General features: G+C 53.5%; 14 protein-coding genes and 1 tRNA gene. 8 read left to right on the top strand and 7 right to left on the bottom strand.

Features of this window, described 5'->3' with window-relative positions; all coding sequences use genetic code 11:
• The first annotated feature begins 291 nt into the window (after positions 1–291).
• A complete protein-coding gene (locus HFN16_RS00950; protein WP_168888917.1) occupies positions 292–2,268 on the top strand; it encodes a methyl-accepting chemotaxis protein in 1,977 nt (658 codons plus the stop codon).
• A gap of 94 nt (positions 2,269–2,362) precedes the next feature.
• On the opposite strand, the gene HFN16_RS00955 is transcribed toward HFN16_RS00950, so the two are convergent.
• The gene (locus tag HFN16_RS00955) at positions 2,363–3,130 is read right to left on the bottom strand and encodes a septal ring lytic transglycosylase RlpA family protein (RefSeq protein ID WP_168888918.1); all 768 of its coding nucleotides are present in this window, start codon (positions 3,128–3,130) and stop codon (positions 2,363–2,365) included.
• 208 nt (positions 3,131–3,338) lie between these two features.
• Here HFN16_RS00955 and HFN16_RS00960 point away from each other — a divergent pair, with 208 nt between their 5' ends.
• Complete coding sequence (locus HFN16_RS00960) at positions 3,339–4,100, top strand: transporter substrate-binding domain-containing protein (RefSeq protein ID WP_168888919.1); 762 nt, start codon at positions 3,339–3,341, stop codon at positions 4,098–4,100.
• A gap of 70 nt (positions 4,101–4,170) precedes the next feature.
• On the opposite strand, the gene aspA is transcribed toward HFN16_RS00960, so the two are convergent.
• Both aspA and HFN16_RS00970 read right to left on the bottom strand, forming a co-directional pair.
• Positions 4,171–5,574 carry an aspartate ammonia-lyase gene (aspA, locus tag HFN16_RS00965; RefSeq protein ID WP_168888920.1) on the bottom strand — a complete coding sequence of 468 codons (1,404 nt, stop codon included), beginning with the start codon at positions 5,572–5,574 and terminating at the stop codon, positions 4,171–4,173.
• Between the two features lie 12 nt (positions 5,575–5,586).
• Positions 5,587–6,816, bottom strand: coding sequence for an aromatic amino acid transport family protein (locus HFN16_RS00970; protein WP_168888921.1), 1,230 nt, complete (start codon positions 6,814–6,816; stop codon positions 5,587–5,589).
• Between the two features lie 174 nt (positions 6,817–6,990).
• On the opposite strand from HFN16_RS00970, the gene typA reads away from it, so the two are divergent.
• Together typA and HFN16_RS00980 are read left to right on the top strand one after the other, a co-directional pair.
• Positions 6,991–8,835 carry a translational GTPase TypA gene (gene typA, locus HFN16_RS00975; RefSeq protein WP_168888922.1) on the top strand — a complete coding sequence of 615 codons (1,845 nt, stop codon included), beginning with the start codon at positions 6,991–6,993 and terminating at the stop codon, positions 8,833–8,835.
• A gap of 241 nt (positions 8,836–9,076) precedes the next feature.
• Positions 9,077–9,844, top strand: a complete 768-nt coding sequence (locus HFN16_RS00980) for a transporter substrate-binding domain-containing protein (protein WP_168888923.1) — start codon at positions 9,077–9,079, stop codon at positions 9,842–9,844.
• Between the two features lie 3 nt (positions 9,845–9,847).
• Here HFN16_RS00980 and HFN16_RS00985 read toward each other — a convergent pair whose 3' ends face one another.
• Positions 9,848–10,786: a multidrug resistance efflux transporter family protein gene (locus HFN16_RS00985; RefSeq protein WP_168888924.1), complete on the bottom strand. Its 939-nt coding sequence runs from the start codon at positions 10,784–10,786 to the stop codon at positions 9,848–9,850.
• 125 nt (positions 10,787–10,911) lie between these two features.
• On the opposite strand from HFN16_RS00985, the gene HFN16_RS00990 reads away from it, so the two are divergent.
• From HFN16_RS00990 to HFN16_RS01000, 3 genes are all read left to right on the top strand, one after another.
• Complete coding sequence (locus HFN16_RS00990) at positions 10,912–11,838, top strand: 4Fe-4S binding protein (protein ID WP_168888925.1); 927 nt, start codon at positions 10,912–10,914, stop codon at positions 11,836–11,838.
• Between the two features lie 51 nt (positions 11,839–11,889).
• On the top strand, positions 11,890–13,104 hold the full coding sequence (locus tag HFN16_RS00995; RefSeq protein ID WP_210772221.1) for a hypothetical protein: 1,215 nt from the start codon (positions 11,890–11,892) through the stop codon (positions 13,102–13,104).
• Positions 13,105–13,217: 113 nt separating this feature from the next.
• Positions 13,218–13,294, top strand: a tRNA-Met gene (locus HFN16_RS01000).
• Between the two features lie 118 nt (positions 13,295–13,412).
• Here the strand turns inward: HFN16_RS01000 and HFN16_RS01005 are convergent.
• From HFN16_RS01005 to HFN16_RS01015, 3 genes are all read right to left on the bottom strand, one after another.
• A complete protein-coding gene (locus tag HFN16_RS01005) occupies positions 13,413–16,634 on the bottom strand; it encodes a transporter substrate-binding domain-containing protein (protein WP_168888927.1) in 3,222 nt (1,073 codons plus the stop codon).
• Between the two features lie 352 nt (positions 16,635–16,986).
• Positions 16,987–17,217 carry a cold shock domain-containing protein gene (locus HFN16_RS01010; protein WP_168888928.1) on the bottom strand — a complete coding sequence of 77 codons (231 nt, stop codon included), beginning with the start codon at positions 17,215–17,217 and terminating at the stop codon, positions 16,987–16,989.
• A gap of 59 nt (positions 17,218–17,276) precedes the next feature.
• Entirely contained in the window at positions 17,277–18,770 is a 1,494-nt protein-coding gene (locus HFN16_RS01015; protein WP_168888929.1) for an ATP-binding cassette domain-containing protein, read from the bottom strand.
• A gap of 80 nt (positions 18,771–18,850) precedes the next feature.
• Here HFN16_RS01015 and HFN16_RS01020 point away from each other — a divergent pair, with 80 nt between their 5' ends.
• Positions 18,851–19,771, top strand: coding sequence for a DUF362 domain-containing protein (locus tag HFN16_RS01020; RefSeq protein WP_168888930.1), 921 nt, complete (start codon positions 18,851–18,853; stop codon positions 19,769–19,771).
• The last annotated feature ends 39 nt before the right edge of the window (positions 19,772–19,810 follow it).

Raw genomic sequence — 19,810 nt, forward strand, 5'->3', positions numbered from 1 at the left:
TCGATCACCCCACGAATCTCTTTTCAATATGAAAATCCCCCGCCCTCCAAACGGTTTTCCATCTTTCAAATAGTCACTATTACGGATTTTTGTTGCATAATTGTAACATTTCCCCTATCCGGCGTAGCTGGTTTGAAAACGGTAATTGTCAATGACGACATGCATATCGGCACACCGCGGTAATAGTACTTTTGCATAATCGATAATGGCTCCGGGAAATTACCGTCACATGAAACACCTACATAAACTGCATCGACCTACACGACCTAGTGGCAACAAGGGGGGTACATCGTGTCCATCAAGCAGAAGCTCTATCTGATTGCAGCCATCGCGCTAGCAGGCTTCATAGCTGTTTTTATTGCAAATAGTTCAGCGAAGAAAGCCATCATCAAATACGAAAACATTCAAATCGACGCATTGGAAGCCGAATCTGACATGTTGCAGGCAAGGCGGAGCGAAAAGGACTTTCTGGTTAGAAAGGACGCCAAATACATTGGCAGGAACAAGGCCAATGTGGAATTGGCCATCAGCCAACTCAAGAGCATCATCGCTCTGGATGGTGAGTTTGCTGAACGCGCTGGAGTCACTATCGAAGACATGCGGAGCTACCTCGCCCTGTTCCAGGATGTGGCAGCACAAGTCGAAAAGCAGGGATTCTCCGAAAAGGAAGGTTTGCGTGGCAAGCTCCGCGACACCATCCATAAGGCCGAGGAAATGATCAAGGCTGCTGAGGACGACACACTCCTCGCCGCCATGCTCATGCTGCGCCGCCGGGAGAAAGACTTCATTATCAGAAAGGACTTCAAGTATCTTGATAAGTTCAATGCCGACATGATCAAGATGCAGGCCAAGGCGTCGGCGTCTGAAGCATTTTCTCCGGAACAGGCCGATCAGATGCAAGCTCTGCTCAGAAACTACTCTACCAGCTTCACCGAATATGCGGAGTCGGAAAGAAACATCGTTGAATTGACCAAAGAATTCACCGTAGCCGCGCACAAACTCGAAGCAGACCTGAATGAACTCCTGGAATGGAGTCAGCAGACTCTCGAAGAGCGTATTGACCGCGAGAACATCATCTCACTGATCATCGAGTTGCTGGCGATACTGGGTGTTGCCGTGGCCGTAATTCTTACAGCCCGCAGCATTCTTGGCCCGCTTGGCAAATTGCAGGAAGGCTCTCGCAATGTGGCGGACGGCGACTTTGATGCCTGCCAGTCCTTCACCCTCACCGGCGAACTGGAATCCCTTCGCAACGACATAGTCTCCATGGTTGATTCCCTGAAGAAAGCCATGGACGACGCCGAAGCCAAGGGCGTTGAAGCCGAACATCAGGCAGAAAAGGCCAACGAGGCCATGAACGAGGCCAGGGAGCGTGAAGCGCACACGGCCCGTCTGGTGGCCCAGATGACCACGGTGGCCGAAACCGCCTCCGGCATCGCAAATAGCCTCGCCTCCGCCGCCACCGAGCTTTCAGGCAAAGCTGGCGACATCGTCCAAGGTGCAGAACTCCAGCGCGAACAAGTGACCAGCACGGCCACCGCCATGGAAGAGATGAACGCAACCGTTCTCGAAGTCGCCCACAATTCCTCCAACGCCGCTGAAAACGCCCATCACAGTCGTGAGCAGGCCATTGCAGGTCAGGATAAAGTATCTGAAACCGTTGAGGCAGTCGTTGGTGTTCAGACCACGACCAACGAGCTCACCGAGGTCATGGACGACCTGCTGATCAAGGCTGACTCCATCGGCACAGTCATGAACGTCATCACCGACATCGCCGACCAGACCAACCTGCTCGCCCTGAACGCGGCCATTGAGGCTGCCCGTGCAGGCGAGGCAGGGCGAGGCTTTGCGGTTGTGGCCGACGAAGTCCGCAAGCTCGCGGAGAAGACCATGACCGCCACGCAGGAAGTCGGGCAAGCTATCAATGGCATTCAGACCGCAGTCGACAGCTCTGTCTCCAAGAGCAAGCACGCCGACACCGCGCTGGAAGAGGCAACCACTCACGCCCACGAAGCTGGCCAACTGCTCGGCGACATTGTCAGCACAGTCCAGAACTCCGCAGACATGGTTCGCAGTATTGCCACGGCAGCCGAGCAACAGTCAGCCACCTCCGAAGAGATCAACCGCAATATCGATGAAATCCACCGCATCTCTGAAGAGACCACCCACGGCATGACCGAATCCGCGCAGGCAATTGAAGAGATCGCAGCACTGGCGGAAGAGTTGAACGCTATTATTGAAGAGTTGAACGACGCCGCAGCCTCCTAATAGGCGGAACATACTAATAGATAAGGCCGCTCCCATTTGGGGAGCGGCCTTTTTTTGTGCAACTTTATCCTGATTTATTCCGGCATCTCGGAAATCAACTCACAATGTAACAGGTGGGAAAATCTTCACTGAGAGCCCGCTGGACCCGTTCTGCCTTGTCGCGAGAGGAATAGCTGCCAGCCTGCACAATATGCAGCCGTCGCCCGTTCCTCATTTCAGTTTTGATGTTGGCCTCCTTGTAGCCAATGGACACCAATCGCCGATGGGTTCGTTCTGCATTTTCCCTGTCCGAGAACGCCCCCACCCGTACATGAAAAGATTTCACCGCAACCGCTGCAGCGGGATTGGTCTTCCGAGCATACGGGACCGTGCCGATGGCCGTAATGCGCACCTTGACCACGCCCCTATTCACACTATCCAACTTCTTGGCCGCGCCGTACGACAGGTCGAGAATACGTCCGTTCACAAACGGACCACGGTCATTGACCACCAGAATCACGCTGCGGTTGTTCTCGAGATTCGTCACACGGACCTGTGTTCCCAGCGGCAACGTCTTGTGCGCGGCCGAAATCCCGTACATGTCATAGATGTATCCGTTGGCGGTCTTCTTGCCGTGAAAGTCCTCGCCATACCACGACGCCATTCCCACCTGGTCGTACCCAACAGCCGTCTGGAGGGGATAATATGTCTTGCCCAAAACCGTGTACGGCCGGGTCTTCGGGTCATAGCTGCCCGGTGTGGTCGTGGTGGGTTTGTTACGCGGCGGCGTGGAATAAATTCGTTTGGAGAAGGGATTGATGGAGGCGCAACCAGTCATGACCAAAACGGCCAGCATGGCAAGCAGGACTATGGCATGACGCATGACGATCCTCCGCAATCATGAGCAATGAGATTCTCTCGAAATACTCTAGAAACGGTAAAGCAACTCCAGATAAAAGGCAAACAAGTGCACAAGTCTGTCACCTACTGGAGACATTTTGTTGTCATACAAGAAAAAGGGTAGACGATTAAACTCATTTTATCTATATAATATGACAACCTATCCCCCAATGGCTACTTAAAGGAAACACTTGAAACAGATATATACAATTCTCTTCACGGCAACCTTGTTAATTTGCCAACTTCTCACGTCTACGCCCGCGTTTTCAACAGACAAAGGAGACACCTTCACATTAGCCATCCCCAAGGAAGGCTGGCCGCCCTATATCATCACGGACACCAACGAACCGTGCGGCATCATGCTCGACATCATTAACGAGGTCGCAAATTGTACCGGCAAGAAGCTGCATATTGAATATTACCCGGAGATTCGCAGCCAATTGATGTTGGCAGAAGGTCGCGTCCATATTCAACCCAAGGCGCGTGAATGGGTTGATAAACCTTCCCGCTTCCAATGGACCGATCCGGTTATCGATTCAACCGACGTACTGATCTTCCGCAAAGAAGAAGCCCATCTGGACAATAAGCCGCTCAAGGACCTCTCAGTCGGCGTGATCCTCGGTTATCGTTACCCCACACTGGAACCACTCTTCGAGCAGGGAGAGCTGCGACGCTACAATGTCAACAACACCGACAATCTGCTGCACATGCTGCATCACGGCCACATTCAGGCTGCCGTTACCAACCGCCATGTGGCCGAGTGGATTATCATGCAGTCACCGGACATCAGCATCGACCAGTTTGTTTTCGGCAAAGCCGTGGACAGCGTTCCTTACCGGTTTGCCTTGACCAAGGCCAAGCCCATGGACGATTTCATGAGTCTGTTCAACAAGGAACTTAGCGCCATGAAAGAAGACGGTCGCCTGCAAGAGATTATGAATCGGTATCACTAATCCAAATGGAATCCCAAAAAAAAGCCCCGCAACACAATGCTGCGGGGCTTATCTGTAATTTACTGGATAACTACTTGTAGTATCTCGGCTTCACCATGTTTTCCGGCTTGAGGATATCGTCCAGTTCCTCCTGACTCAGATACCCCTTGTCGAGGACAATCTGGTAGACCGACCCACCGGTCTTCATGGCTTCCTTGGCGATCTCGGCAGCCTTCTCATATCCGATGAACGGATTGAGGGCCGTAACAAGACCTATGGAATTTTCCACCAGCTCACGGCACCGCTCTGGATTGGCCGTGATACCCAACACGCACTTGTTCGCCAGCGTCATGCAGGCGCGACGAAGCATGTTTACGGACTGGAATACCGAGTAAGCGATGACGGGTTCCATGACGTTCAGCTCCAACTGTCCCGCTTCACTGGCCATGGCCACGGTCACGTCATTGCCGATGACCGCGAAGGCCACCTGATTGACGACCTCGGGAATGACCGGATTAACCTTGCCGGGCATGATTGAGGAGCCGGGCTGCATGGGTGGCAGGTTGATCTCATTGAGGCCGCAGCGAGGACCGCTGGAAAGCAGGCGGAGGTCGTTGCATATCTTGGAAAGCTTCACGGCCACGCGCTTGAGTACGCCGGAAAGCTGGACGTATACGCCGGTGTCCTGCGTTGCCTCGACCAGATTAGGTGACTGCTTGAGGTTGAGGGTGGTAAGCTCCACCAGCTTCTCGGTAACAGTGCGGGCGTAATCAGGATGGGCGTTGAGTCCGGTACCGATGGCAGTAGCGCCCATATTGATTTCGTAAACGAGGTCTTCGGCCTCATCGACCCGCTGCACATCTTCACCGATCATGACAGCCCACGCGTGAAACTCCTGCCCCAGCGTCATGGGCACCGCATCCTGCAACTGAGTGCGCCCCATCTTCAAGATGTCCACGAACTCATCACCCTTTCGGGCAAAGGCCTTCTGCACATACTTCATGGCATCAATCAGTTCGCGCAGTTCAAGAATAACGGCAATGTTCAGGGCCGACGGGTACACGTCATTGGTGGACTGAGACATGTTCACATCGTTCAGGGGATGCAGGTATTCATACTGCCCCTTCTCATGGCCCAGGAATTCCAATGCACGGTTGCAGATGATCTCATTGGCAGCCATGTTGGCCGAGGTTCCTGCCCCGCCCTGCACGATGTCCACCACGAACTGGTCGTGCAGCTTGCCGTTGATAATCTCCTCGCAGGCGCGAGCAATGGCGCGATGCTTTTCCTCATCCAGAAGTCCAAGCGAGGCGTTGGCTTCGGAGGCCGCATGCTTGACGTAGGCAAGGGCCTCGATCAGCCGCGGATAGTGGGACATGGTGATGCCCGTTATGTGAAAATTTTCCATGGCGCGCTGCGTCTGGACGCCGTAGTAGGCGTCCGCCGGGACCTGCACCTCACCGAGAGAATCGTGTTCCAATCTGTATTCGCTCATAAGTAAACTCCGTTACATGGCATGATGTACATGAGACCAGTACTTGATGTTAGGGGCAATATGCAACAGCCCGGTTTCCTGACCGATTTCCACCAGCATGACGATGGTGAAGAAGGCCACTACAGCGTATCCGGCGAGTCGCCCCTTGGAACCGGGGGCGCTCTGCTTTATCAGAAGGATGCCCGGCAGGATACCGAACAGAGTTCCGATCCCCATGCCGCCCACGATATTCAGGGCTTCGAGGAAGATGCCCGGGTAGACGATGCCGATAATGAGGGGCGGAATAAAGGTGACCAACCACAAGGCGAGTCGGGAACGCAGGCGATCACCAGCCACATCCTTGAGAAAGCTCATAAGGGATACGCCCGTGCCCATATAGGAAGTGGTCATGGCCACCACGGCAAAGGCGATGGAGGCATCCACGAACGCCTTGGACTGTATGAGCTTGTCCAGCGGTACGGTGGCAGGGACGCCCGCCTTGAAGGCTGAGATAATATCCACGCCGTTGGTAGATTCCATGGGCAGCGTAATCATAACGGCCACGGTCCAGACCAGAGTCATGGTCATTCCGATTCCCGAACCGATCCAGATGGTACGGTCGATAGCTTTCCGATCATGATTCAACACACGGCAAAGGGTCGGCACCACGTTGTGAAAATTGAATGCCACCACCAGAATCGGTAAGCCGGAGGTGAAAAACTTCATATCCGCGGCTTCGGCATCGATGCCCTGAAAATGCGGCACCACCAGCACCAGCAACGTACCGAACAGCAGCCACATCAGGGTCATGAGCACGGCGTTGCCCTTGCGCAACATGGTATCGCCCAGTGACGCCAGCAACGTCGCCACGCAAAAATAAATGACCAGCACCGCCCACTCGGGCAATCCGATCTTGAAGGAGCTGACGGCAACAGACGCCACACCGGCCAAATAGGCCACCAACAGCCCGTAAAGAATGACGAGGTTGGCCACCACGCTGAACTTCTTGCCCGCCGGACCGAGCACGGCCTCGAACAGAGTAGGCAGGTCAGCGTCCTCGTTTTCGGCAAGGAAAGGCTGCCGGGAGATGACGAGACCGGTACAGGTCATGAGGAACCAAACGGCCAAAGCTCCGGCCACTGCAGGCAAAATTCCTGACGGACCGAGATTGATGGGCAATGCAAGGATGCCCGCGCCCACCATATAACCAGTGACAACGAGGGCGGAAGTGAATTGTTTTCCAATGGATAGACCATTCGCCATGAGCTTCTCCGAGGTTGAGTCGAACAGGAAACGAGTACGGTAACGCTAACGCGAATCCGTTATAAATTGAAATGGAATCTTATCTGTTACTCAATCTCTGCTTGCCAGCCGCACCCAATTCGGTTAACCCCCTCACCTGCACAAGTGCGCCCATTACATATTATTGGAGAATATATGATTACTAACGACAAACTTCGCAACATTGCCATCATCGCCCACGTTGACCACGGCAAGACCACTCTTGTGGACGCCATGTTCAAACAGTCCGGCCTGTTCCGTGAAGGACAGGAAGTGGACGACCGTATCATGGATTCCATGGATCTGGAACGCGAGCGCGGCATCACCATTGCCGCCAAAAACTGTTCCGTTTCCTGGAAAGACGTGAAGATCAACATCATCGACACCCCGGGCCACGCCGACTTCGGCGGCGAAGTGGAGCGCTCCCTGTCCATGGCAGACGGCGCCATCCTGCTGGTTGACGCTTCTGAAGGCCCCCTGCCTCAGACCCGTTTCGTGCTCAAGAAAGCACTGGAGCAGGGCCTCGCCCTCATGGTCGTTATCAACAAGGTTGACCGTCAGGACGCCCGTCCCGAGGAAGTGCTCAACGAAGTGTACGACCTATTCATCGATCTCGACGCCAACGAGGAACAGCTGGACTTCCCGCTGCTCTACGCCATCGGTCGTGACGGCATCGCCATGGAAACCCCCGAGGAACGCGGCGAGAACCTGCACATCCTCCTCGACATGGTTCTGGAAAACGTGCCCGGTCCGTCTTATGACGAGAACGAGCCCTTCCAGATGCTCGTGTCCGATCTTTCCTACTCCGATTACCTTGGCCGTCTCGCCATTGGTAAGGTTCACCACGGTTCCTCCAAGTCCAACGACCAGCTCCTCTGCCTGGCCGACGAGGGCAAGGAAGTTCCTCTGAAGGTGACCAAGCTCCAGACCTATGACGGTCTGAAGGTCGTCCCCACCGAGACCTGCGAGCCTGGCGACATCATCGTCATCGCTGGTATCGAGGACGTCAAAATCGGCGACACCATCTGCACCAAGGAAGCTCCCAAGGCCCTGCCCCGCATCACCGTGGACGAACCCACCGTGTCCATGCGCTTCGGCATCAACACCTCTCCGCTGGCCGGTAAAGAGGGCGAGCACGTTCAGTCCAACAAGATTCGTGAACGCCTCATGAGGGAGACCCTGCTCAACGTGGCCATTCAGGTCGAAGACACCGACGGCAAGGACGCCTTCCTGGTCAAGGGCCGCGGTGAACTCCAGATGGCCATTCTGGTCGAACAGATGCGTCGCGAAGGTTTCGAACTTTCCGTTGGCCGTCCCGAAGTCATCATCAAGGAACAGGACGGCAAGAAGCTGGAACCCATCGAGCACCTCTTCGTCGACTGCGATGAGGAATTCATGGGCATCGTCACCGAGAAGATCCAGACCCGCAAAGGCCGTATGTCCAACATGGTCAACCACGGCACCGGTCGCGTTCGCCTCGAATTCTCTGTTCCGTCTCGCGCCCTCATCGGTTACCGCGACGAGTTCCTGACCGACACCAAGGGTACCGGTATCATGAACTCCTACCTCGAAGGCTACGGCGAGCACCGCGGCGAGTTCACCTCCCGCTACACCGGTTCTCTGGTTGCTGACCGCGCCGGCAAGGGTGTCGCTTACGGTATCTTCAACCTGGAACCGCGCGGCCGCATGTTCATCGTGCCCGGCGACGCCATCTACGAAGGCATGATCGTCGGCGAGCACAACCGTGACAACGACATCAACATCAACCCGTCCAAGGAAAAGAAGCTCACCAACATGCGTGCTTCCGGTAAGGACGAGGCCGTTATCCTGACCCCGGTCAAACCCATGACCCTGGAATACGCCCTCAACTTCATCAAGGACGATGAGCTCGTTGAAGTCACTCCCCAGTCCATTCGCCTCCGCAAGATCGAACTCTCCGCTCTGGTCCGCCACCGCGAAGAAGGCCGCAAGAAGAAGGCCAAGGAAGCCAAAGGCAAATAGAGCAAATAACAGACTATAAAAAAGACAGGCCCGAGAGTTTTTCTCGGGCCTGTCTTTTTTTGTGCTCCAAACCATCATTTGTTCGCGTTCGCACACTCACCCCATACGAATGCAACTGGTTTTAACATTATCAAGAATACTATTCTGCACAGCCTTCATTCAATGGTTCCTAATCGTAGCCGTTTTATAATGACACAAGGCGATTACTCCTGTTATGCATGTTTGTAAGGGAGAGAATTTCATGCGGAACAGGCCATTTCCTTTCGCCATCGCAATACTGCTTTTCATAGCCGTCATCATGACCGGGACGTCTCATGCGACGGACCGTCCGATGCGTATTGTCTGCGATATCTGGCCGCCCTATCAGATAAAGACGGAAACCGTGGTTTCCGGGTATTCAACGGAAGTGGTGGAAGAGGTTTACAAGAGAATGGGAGCCCCTATCGACACCCTGACAGCCTTCCCATGGAAGCGGGCATTGAACCTCGTTGAAACAGGCCATGCAGACGCGCTTTTCTCCGCCAATCACACCAAGGACAGGGAAGCTTTCGCATATTATCCCGACGAAGTACTCTTTGAATCCCCGTGGGTCATTTGGACAAGGCCCGGAGTGAAGTTCAATTCACTGGAAGACCTGAAGGACAAGCGTGTCGGTGTTGTGCTCGGCTACAGTTACACCAACGAGTTTTGGGATTTCATCCAGACTTACTGCACCGTCGAGGCCGTCACCACGGACCTGATCAATTTCAAGAAGCTGTCTCTCAATCGACTGGACGCCATTGCAGCAGAATACGGAAACGGCATGCATATTTTGCAGCAGCTGGGGATAAAGAACATCGTCCCTCGCAACGACGTTGTCATCAAGAAGGACGGGCTTTACATCATGTTCAACCGTGAAGCTGTGTCCAAGTCATTTGTCCAACGCTTCTCTGAAGAACTGAAGAAGTTCAAGACGACGCCGGAACACGAAGCCTTGCGGGAAAAGTATTTCGGCGAACCCGCTCAGTAGCCTCTAGCCCTTACTCTGCACCTTCACATACAAAATCAGACCAAGCATGGTCAGGCCGATCCCTGCCCAACCGACAGGTCCGGGTGCCACGTGGCCCAACAGGATAGCTTCCCCAGCCAGTGAAAAGATCACTTCCATGGATTGGGTGGAATCGGCGGCCGCGAGCTCTGCGGAGGACTGCGCCGAGTGACGCGCGTGGAGAAAAAGTGAAGTGGCGATTACACCGGAGCAAACTGCGACGATGCCTGTCTGTACGATTTGCCCGGTGGAAGGCACTGGCGGCGACGTGAACAGTATGAGCAACACCCACAAAGGGAGAGAACCGATGGTCAGGAGAAGCACCCGGCAAATGGAATCGTCCATGGCCGGGTGATCGATTGCAGGCAGGAATTTGCTTTCCCCTGCACGCGCTTCCCACACGAGCTGATTGCCGAATGGATAGGCAAAGGCAGCTACCAGCACGGGCAGAGCTCCCCACAAGGTGCTGGACAGACTCGCAGTGGAGGCCTGCTCCACGTTGACCAGAATCACGCCCACAAAAATGATGAGGGTGAGCAAAATCGCCTTGAGCGGCACTCGCCGTCCAAAGCCAAGCAGCACTAATGGCGTGGCCAGAATGGTCAACTGCCATGTGGCCGCCACCACCCAGCCGGGCGTGTAAACGGAGCTGAAGGTTATAAGAGCGTAAAAAACACCGAACCCGACGCTGCCCGCCACGGTCCAGAACAGAAAGTGCTTTCGATAGAGGCGAAGCGCATCCAAGCCAAGGCGAGCCTTGCCCGTCACACCGAGCCAGCCAGCCAGGAGCAGGAGCATCCAGAAGTAGCGTAAACTGGCCGACCACACCCAGTGGCCGCCTTCCAGCGACATGGCACGGTTGAGAACAAATGTGGAACTGAAGAACAGGCTGGCGAGTACGCCAAACATGAGAATGCGAAACATGAACACTCCGGCTTGATTGATCACTCAAGCTGCCACGATGTATCTCGGATGTCCATTGACATTACAGGCTGACCAGTTACAATTAAAATACTCTTGTTGCACATTCAACAAAACGCCTGTTTATTATGAGACCACCGTTTGTAAAAGAATCCACGATCGCCTATTTCCGTGACTCCAAAGCGCACGGTCTTCCCCTCCTCGAACGCATCCACGGCTATGTCTATGGCAAGTGGTGCTACCACTACATCGGCCTCGCCGGAGACAAGGACCCATGGTGGCGCTATCTGTGGGCTCCACTGGTGGCACTTGCTGATTGGATGACACCCTTTTTCCCGTCCAAGGAAAATCAGGTGGGCGACCACAACCAGAGCAAACCCACCTGGGGCGACACCTATCACGGCAAGGTCATGCCTGCAGACGAGGCCAACAAGCTCATCAAGCTGAACCGTGTGGTGAACACTGAAATCCCGGAGCAGGTGCTGCCTTACACCCGGGCCCGCGAGATCATCCTGCGCAATCCCGAGAAAATCATTCTGCTCGACTGTCCCTGCCGTGCCGGTATGAAGAATCCCTGTACGCCCACCGATGTCTGTGTGCTGGTGGGCGACCCCTTCGCCTCCTTCATGCAGGAGCACCATCCGGACAAGACCCGCGAAATCACGCCGGAAGAGGCCATGCGCATCATCAAGCAGGAACAGGCCCGCGGCCATGTCTCCCATGCTTTCTTCAAGGACGTCATGCTCGGTCGTTTCTACGCCATCTGCAACTGTTGCTCCTGCTGCTGCGGTGCCATGAAGTCCCACGCCAAGGGCGTACACATGCTCTGCCACTCCGGTTATCTGGCAGATATTGATCCCGAGGCCTGCGTCAGGTGCGGTGTCTGCGTCCAGAAGTGCCAGTTCAAGGCCATCGGCTTCAACAAGGAGTCCGCGTATATCCGCAAGGACAACTGCATGGGCTGCGGTGTCTGCGTAGCGTCCTGTGCCAAGGACGCCATCAAGCTGGAACTGGCCCCGGAAAAGGGCGAGCCGCTGCTGGTGGATGATATTTAGACTTAAGTTGCCAACGCATGCTCATGGCTGTTATCCAACTCAGCCATGAGCATGAACATTTCTCCCCACAATTCGGACGTTCAGCTTGAGCGTTTTTCCTTCCCGCTCGTTGCGGTGCTATTCCTTATTCCCCTGCTTGTAGCCGTAGCCATCGGCTACTTCTTCGGCATCGCATGGGGGGTGGCGATTCTCACCATTCTGATATGGAGTGATTTCCTGCTCCGCGCCGCCAATGTAAATTTCCGTGGCCGCCGCAAAAAAGACAAGGTTATGGCGCCGCTGGTGACCAAATCCTTCACTGGTCATGTCCGCGATCCACATCTCGGTTGGACACTGGCTCCAAACAAGACCAATGAGAATTCCTTCGCCATCCCGCGAAAAAAGCTTTCCCTGAAATACACCGTGACCACGGATGCCCAAGGGCGGCGTGTCACGACTGAATCACCTGTCGATAGCGACACCACCATCAACTTTTACGGCTGCTCAAACACCTTTGGTTGGGGGCTCGACGACAACACCACCTACACGTGGCTTGTTCAGGCGGCCCGACCGGATTCCGCCATCCACAACTACGGTGTGTCGGGCTATTCCCTCTATCAGATACTCCTGAAGATGGAGCAGACCATCGAACGGGACCGCCCCAAGCTGGTCATTCTCGGTTTCTCTCCCGGACTGGAAGCCCGCTCGGTTTCAGACCACCACTATCTCCGCATCCTCGCCGAGCAAGGCGGTACCGCGCCGTCCTGTATTTCCAAGGACAAGGGAGGCAAGCGCGCGCTCAAGCGGTACCCCGTTGAAGGCTACAAGCATCTCCCGCTTTCCGACAAGAGCCCGCTCATCAAGCTGGTGGAACGCCGCCTCAACCGACTTTTCTACGGAGGCCGGGCCAAGAACGAAGCACACCGGAAGACCACCGAGCACCTGCTCCTGTCCATGGAGCACCTGTGCAAAAAGCATGGCGCGACCTTCCACGTCCAGTACCTCGTGGCCAACACCGGCTACCGCGAATTCCTTCACAAGACCGGCCTCAACTGGGCTCCCGGTCCGGTGGACCTCGACCTGTGCGATGAAGTGGGAACCTATCTGTACCGCCTTTCGCCCTTTGACGGGCATCCCAATGTCGCCGCTAACGCCGCGTATGCCGAAGAGCTCGGGCCAGTGATCGATCAGTTGCTGGAAACCGGCAAATACAGACCAGAACCCGGCGCGCTGGGAACGACCAAGCGGGACAAGGCTACTGAGCAGGAAATCTATCCTGTCTTTTAAAGATGAAGGAATAATGGAGGATAAGTACACAGATTTCTAAAAATTGAGATTTTCCCCTTGAAAACCACCCGCATTTCTGGCTATACAACGCCTCCGCTTCACAGCTAAAACGTGGCGAGGTAGCTCAGTTGGTCAGAGCATGCGGCTCATATCCGCAGAGTCGGAAGTTCAAGTCTTCTCCTCGCTACCACGACAATATTGAAAGCCTGTAAAATCAACTTTGATTTTACAGGCTTTCTTTTTTGAGTTTCGGAACAATCCATACGAACAAAAGCTGTCCACTGATCAGAGAACGTGTCTACAAATGGCTACTTCACCAAATCCTTGGCGATATTATCCAAACGGTTTGAAAGAGCTTCGCGTTCTTCTTCATTTAACAGTTCAAGATCAACGAAGATGTCAACGCCCTTTTGATAATGTGTGATCGTTTGGTTTCTGTCTTTTTCTACCCCTTCGCCATTCCGTAAAGACATGATCGCATACGGCTGAATAGCACGCCTGATCCCCTTCACTGAAATTGCTTCACGTTCCTCAGCATTAACTATGCCTTGTACGAGAGAGTATGTTTCAGACGAGATGAGAACTCCTCCGGGATCAGCTTGCCCTTCGAGGCGAGCTGCTAAATTCACTTCTCCACCAATAATTGTGTAGTCCATACGTACTTCGGAACCAAAGTTACCGACATTGCAATATCCGGTATTAATGCCAACACGCATCTTGAATGGTTTGTCATACCCCATTCGGTGCCATTCCTTTTCAAGCGACTCCATTCGTTTTTGCATTGCAAAGGCCATACGCACACATAGTATGGCATCTTCCTTAACGCCCTTTGATTCAGGATCGCCAAAAAACATAAGCATGGCATCACCGATAAACTTGTCGATGGTTGCTCCATACTCCAATGCAATGGCTGACATCTCGGTGAAGTAGTGATTGAGCAACGCCGTCAAGTCTTCCGGCTGCATGTCATCTGTTGTTTGGGTGAAATCCTTGATGTCCGAGAAGAAGACAGTGAGTTTCTTACGTTCAGTTGACAAAGCAACATCACGATCTCCCGTGAAGATGGAGTCGTATACCTGCGGGGACAGGTACTTCGACAGCTTAGATGAAAGCCCCTCCAACATCTGGTTCTTTTCATCCAAGGAATCGAGAGTCTCAGCTAGTTCTGATTGAGCTTTCTTCCTTTCAGAAATCTCTCTTCCCAACTTTCTGTTCCAAAGAACAATAAGCCCCACGATGAGAAGTATACCGCCGGATATGGGCAACACCCAAGTCAAAACAGTTTTCATATCCAGTCCGTGCTCGAACTTGAGAGCAAGCCACTTGCTTTTAAACTCGAAGGCTTGCTCCTCAGAAACGGAATTCAAGGCTTTATTGAGGATTGCGACAAGTTCTGGGTAATCCTTTCGGACAGCCATGCACAGAGACATGGGATAATCAGTTGAAGCAGCGACCTTGAGGTTGGTCACTCCCAGTTGTTCGATTGAATAACTCCCAGTAGCGAGATCGTTGACAAACCAGTCGACCTCGCCAAGTGACAGGGCGTTGATTGCATCTTCAACAGTGGGGTACAAAGACAACTCCATTCCCGGATAATCAGTCTGAAGGTACTCTTGTGTTGCAAACCCCTTTACAACAGCAATCTTCCCGCCACGGATATCATCGATTCCACTGATCAACGAAGCCTCTTTGGGAGAATAAATAACGACTGGGAAAGACAGGTAAGGATCAGTAAATAATAAATATTTCTTCCTTTCTGGAGTTGGAACGACGGTAGTAAGAATATCGATTCGCCCTTCTTGAGCGTATTGAAGGACTTCATTCCAGTTCAAGCCCTTTGCCCGCACCATCTCAGTTTTGAGCTTATCTTCGATGTAGCGAATATATTCCGACGAAATTCCCTTATATTCACCGTTTTCGTCTACGAATTCAAAAGGAGCACTCTGTGAATCAACCCCAAGAACAAGCCTTGGGTGTCCCTTCAACCATTCCCATTGCTCTTTCGATAATGAAAATATTTTCTGCTTGAACCCAGAGACATCCAAGTAGGTAGAGAGAATACTCTCCCTTTCCTTCTTGGATATTGCATCCAACCCTTTTTGCAGGATTCCCTTCAAAATTGGATTGTCCTTGTCAACGGCGAAACGTAATTGGCCGGGAAGGTCTGTCCTCCAAAGACTGACAAGTTTCAGATTAGGCAATGTGTATTTCTTGATCAGATACGATGCGACGACTTGATTGCCAATATATGCGTCTGCCTTGCCAGTCGAAACTGCCTCGAGAGCCTCCTGCGTTGTTTTGACAAGCATGATGTTGATCTCTGGATGATCGTTAGGAAGGTTTCTTGCTATCGCGTAACCATCTTCCAGAGCGACAGTTCTCCCTGTGAGGTCTTCAGGTTTGGATATATCGTCAGTTTCTGTCTTCGTAAAAATTGCAGAGTAGTATTCAATGTATGGTTTCGTGAAAGTAAAATGCTCGAGACGCTTGGCTGTTTCATTGAGGCCGGGCGCAACATCGAGTGCTCCTTTCTTGAGCTTCTCCATGTGTGCTCCCCAATCGGTATCGAATACGGGATTTATTTTGAGACCGACCTTTTGCGCTGCCAACCGTATGAAATCGGCCGCAATACCCGCGTAGGAATCGTCAGGCATTTTCATTTCAAAAGGAGGCCAATTCGGAGTTGATGTTAGTGATATTGACGGATGATCCTTGATATAGAGCCTTTCCTCCTTTGTCAGAGAATTGGTCGCACTTGCCTCTTTCTGCTGATAAAATCGATCATTTGGGTTCACAGTCCACCGCTCATCAATAGCGGACAAACGCATTGGATCGAGCCTTCGGAAGCCATCGTTGATTAGTTTAACAAGCCCCTCACGCCCTTTGAGCGTCCCTGCATGCACAGTATTTGCCATTTCCTGAGAAGCCAGTCGGGAAACGAGACCTTGCCAACCATACCGAGCCACACCCCGAATTATGGTAGGAACTTCATCAAGAATTACGTCAACATCTCCAGAGATAAGCCCTGTAAGCAAGGCGTTATGATCTTCATAAATTGTAATATGTATGTCCGGATAGGTGCTCTGGAGATATTCATACTGATATGTCCCAGCAACAACCCCAAACTTCTCATCCGTTAGTTTGTTTAGTTCTGGTCTTTCAGATTGAGTCCGATAGAAATACGCACTCTTGATGGAATAAAGTGCATCAGAAAATGATAGCCACTCAGAACGCTGCTTGTTTTTGAACAAACCTGAGTGGATATCAGCCTCCCCTGATCTGACCATCTCCAAAGTCTGCTCCCACGTTCCGTGAACAAATTCCACTTCGAGTCCGGTCTGTTCAGCCCATAATCGCCATAGTTCCACCAGAATACCTTCTGGCTTTTCATTTGGGGCAACAAAAGACATCGGGGCATATGTCGCGTCAATTGCAACTACAAGCCGTTCTTCCGCAAACGATACGCCTGCGTTCAACAGTAGCAAGAGGAGCAACGAAAAAAACAGTAGTCGGATGCGGCGAATGATCACGGAAACCTCCCGAAAGCAGTACTTCGGATAGTTTGTGGTTTAAACAATCTGCTTTGTATTACAATCCCAGAGATTTAACCAGTCTGATTTAATCCCCGCCATCTCCTTTTGTCGAACTGTCCCTATGGTCCCTCTGCTACTTGACCACTGCTCCAAGTTGCGCTTACAAACTCTTACAGACTCTTACAGACTCTCGAAGAGAGATGCATAGACAACCTATTTAAATAATTGCCTAAACATATACTCGAAAAGACTTCCGAAATTACTGGGGGACGCTCTCTTCTCCTCGCTACCACATATATAAGAAAAGCCCCTCATTGAGGGGCTTTTCATTTCTTCATTCTGCGAAGAACTAGAATCTCGCTATCTGCGGTCCATCAGCCTTCAGTCTGACATCCACGGCCTTGGGGCCGACGTCTTCGTCGGTGACGTCAAAGGTCACCTTTTCTCCAGCCTCAAGGGTCTGGAAACCGTCACGAACGATTTCGGTGTAATGGACAAAGATATCGGTACCGTCATCACCTGTGATGAACCCGAATCCTTTCTGTTCGTTGAACCAGCTAACTTCGCCTTCTCGCCGCACTGTGACCTCCGGAAATGTATGGGACGACAATACCCTGTCCCAAGCACCTTGGCAACGGGCTAGTCCTGTTTTTGAGTGACTTCGAATTCCTCGCGCGTGCCGCAAAATGTCTGACGCCCGTTCTCCATGAGCATGACCCGGTTGATGGCGGGGATTCGGTCCTCCACATGGTGTGTGACCAGCACGAGGGGGAATCCGGCCTCGGCCAGTTTCTGGAGCAACGCCAGCATGAGCGAACGGGAGTCCGCATCCAGCCCGGACATGGGCTCGTCGAGTAACAACAGGTGTGGTCCGGGAGCCATTGCCCGTGCGAGGAATACGCGCCGCTGCTGACCATAAGACATGCGGCGAAGCGGGCGATCTGCAAGATCAGCCAGCCCCACTCGGGCCAGCCATTCCTGCGCCGCGAGGTATTCCTCGTCGGTATGCTCTTCGAGCATGCCCTGACTGCCATAGAACCCGGAGAGTACGGTCTCGATGGCCGTGACTTCCCAGCTCTGCTCTCGGGCATAGGTAGTCTGGAGTGCGGGCGATACCACGCCAATAAGCGGACGCGCCTCGTCCATAGTCATGCCGCCGAGCCGCTCAATGACGCCGACACCTTCGTCATCATCTGCGTAGGGAGAAATTTCACTGATGGCCAGTTTGATAATCGTAGACTTGCCCGCGCCATTGTCGCCGAGAATCATCCAATTCTCGCCCGGGAGCACGGTCCAGTTCACGGAATGCAGAAAACGCACATGGTCGGCAACGACGGAGACTCGCTCCATGCGGAGAAGATAATCGTAATCAGGAGCGGTTTGTTCGGGCATTGACCACACAGCCAAATCAGGCTCATGCTCATGCAAACCGTCGAGGGCATCCTGCCGATCGCCATGCCGCACCACCTCACCCGCTTCAAGCACGATGGAATCATTCACGCAGCGCGGAACATCACCTATACGATGGGCCGCACAAACCAGTGTTGCCCGATCAGCAGCCTTTTCCAGCAGAGCCAGCACTTCACTGCGCGAGGCGACATCCAACCCTTCAAGACATTCATCCAGCAGCAGCACATCCGGGTTGGAAACCAGCGCACGAGCAATAAGCAGCTTGCGCAACTGGCCTGTGGAGAGCGTGCCGAGCCGGGCCTCGCCCAGATCGGCTATACCGAGCTCGTCGATGATACCGTCTGCGCCTGCTTCCTGATCATCAGTGGCGGTGCCGTAGAGGAGTGGTGTGTCGTAAAATCCCGACAGGATAATGGAACGCCCCAGAGTGCGGGGAGCATTGAGATGATAAAAGTCCTGCATGTCAGACGAGACCATGGTGATACGCTGACGAAGCCCCAGAACCGTCTGCTGCGGTCCATCGCCGAAATCATAGGCGCGTTCGCCACCACGATCGGGCAGGATGTCGCCCCGCAACAGTTTGAGGAGTGTGGTCTTGCCCGATCCGTTTTGCCCGACAAGGGCGAGGTGCTTGCCCCGAACCAATGCCATGGAAACAGGCCCGAGCAAACGGGTTTCACCACGAGTGACGGTGCATTTTTTCAATTGAATAAGATTCGCCATGCCTGCATTCTCCTCCTTCGTCACAGCAATGGCAAGCCTTTCGCCTTGAAAATACGGACGATTGTAGGATAGAAAACGGTATGTCCATCAAAGTCGCCATTGCCCGTATTCTGGAATACGAGTCCACCATGCTCGACTCGGCCACGGCCCTGATACTGGAGGAGTCCGGTTTCAAGCCGTCACCGGGACAGCGCGTGCTGGTCAAGCCCAACCTTGTCTCGCCGTCCAACGCCCGTCACTGCTCCACCAACCCGTTAGTGGTACGGGCTGCCTGCGCCTACCTCCGGGACTGCGGCGCAGTCATCACCGTGGCCGACTCCCCCGCCTACGGCCCAGCCTCCCATGTGGCGAAACGCTCCGGTCTTGGCGAGGCCATGGCATCTCTCGGCCTCAAGGTGCAGAGCCTGAAACGAGCCACGCCGCTTACCTTGCGCAAAGGCGGCTCCATTGGCCTGTCTGCCGACGCCATGGAATCGGACCTCATCCTGAACATCCCGAAGCTCAAGGTTCATTGCCAGATGACCATCTCCGGCTCGGTGAAGAACATGTTCGGCTGCGTGGTGGGCTTCCGCAAGGCGCTGGCGCATAACCAAATCGGGCATAGCTATGACCTGTTCCAGTCAATGCTCATGGATGTGTACGAGGCCCTTCCTCAGACGCATCATCTTATGGATGCCATCCATCCCCTGCACAAGGACGGCCCCATCAACGGCGAGCCGTTTGAACTAGGTCTGCTGGCCGCATCCCCTAGCGGCGTGGGATTGGATACGGCTGCATACTCCATTCTGGGCTTGCAGCCGCAACAGCTTCCCCTGTGGCAGGAAGCCCTGTCGCGCCACATGGACGGTGCTGATCCGTCAGAGCTGGAGTACCCGCTTGAGAAGCCGGACCTGTTCAGCGCCAAGGGGTTTGAGCTCTCCCCCGAACGTCCGCTGGACTTCCACCTGAAGCGCATCATCAAGGGCCGGATGCGCAGCCTCTTGAAACATTTTACAAAATAAGGCTTCCTCCTTGCGCTCATTGCTGGTGAGCGGTATGAA

The organism is Pseudodesulfovibrio sp. zrk46, assembly GCF_012516435.1.
In the GTDB taxonomy this organism is placed as follows: domain Bacteria; phylum Desulfobacterota; class Desulfovibrionia; order Desulfovibrionales; family Desulfovibrionaceae; genus Pseudodesulfovibrio.

Coding starts and splice junctions, on each gene's coding strand:
- HFN16_RS00955 (WP_168888918.1), bottom strand. CDS start 3,130: ATGCGTCATGCCATAGTCCTGCTTGCCATGCTGGCCGTTTTGGTCATG.
- aspA (WP_168888920.1), bottom strand. CDS start 5,574: ATGAGCGAATACAGATTGGAACACGATTCTCTCGGTGAGGTGCAGGTC.
- HFN16_RS00970 (WP_168888921.1), bottom strand. CDS start 6,816: ATGGCGAATGGTCTATCCATTGGAAAACAATTCACTTCCGCCCTCGTT.
- typA (WP_168888922.1), top strand. CDS start 6,991: ATGATTACTAACGACAAACTTCGCAACATTGCCATCATCGCCCACGTT.
- HFN16_RS00980 (WP_168888923.1), top strand. CDS start 9,077: ATGCGGAACAGGCCATTTCCTTTCGCCATCGCAATACTGCTTTTCATA.
- HFN16_RS00985 (WP_168888924.1), bottom strand. CDS start 10,786: ATGTTTCGCATTCTCATGTTTGGCGTACTCGCCAGCCTGTTCTTCAGT.
- HFN16_RS00990 (WP_168888925.1), top strand. CDS start 10,912: ATGAGACCACCGTTTGTAAAAGAATCCACGATCGCCTATTTCCGTGAC.
- HFN16_RS00995 (WP_210772221.1), top strand. CDS start 11,890: ATGAACATTTCTCCCCACAATTCGGACGTTCAGCTTGAGCGTTTTTCC.
- HFN16_RS01015 (WP_168888929.1), bottom strand. CDS start 18,770: ATGGCGAATCTTATTCAATTGAAAAAATGCACCGTCACTCGTGGTGAA.
- HFN16_RS01020 (WP_168888930.1), top strand. CDS start 18,851: ATGTCCATCAAAGTCGCCATTGCCCGTATTCTGGAATACGAGTCCACC.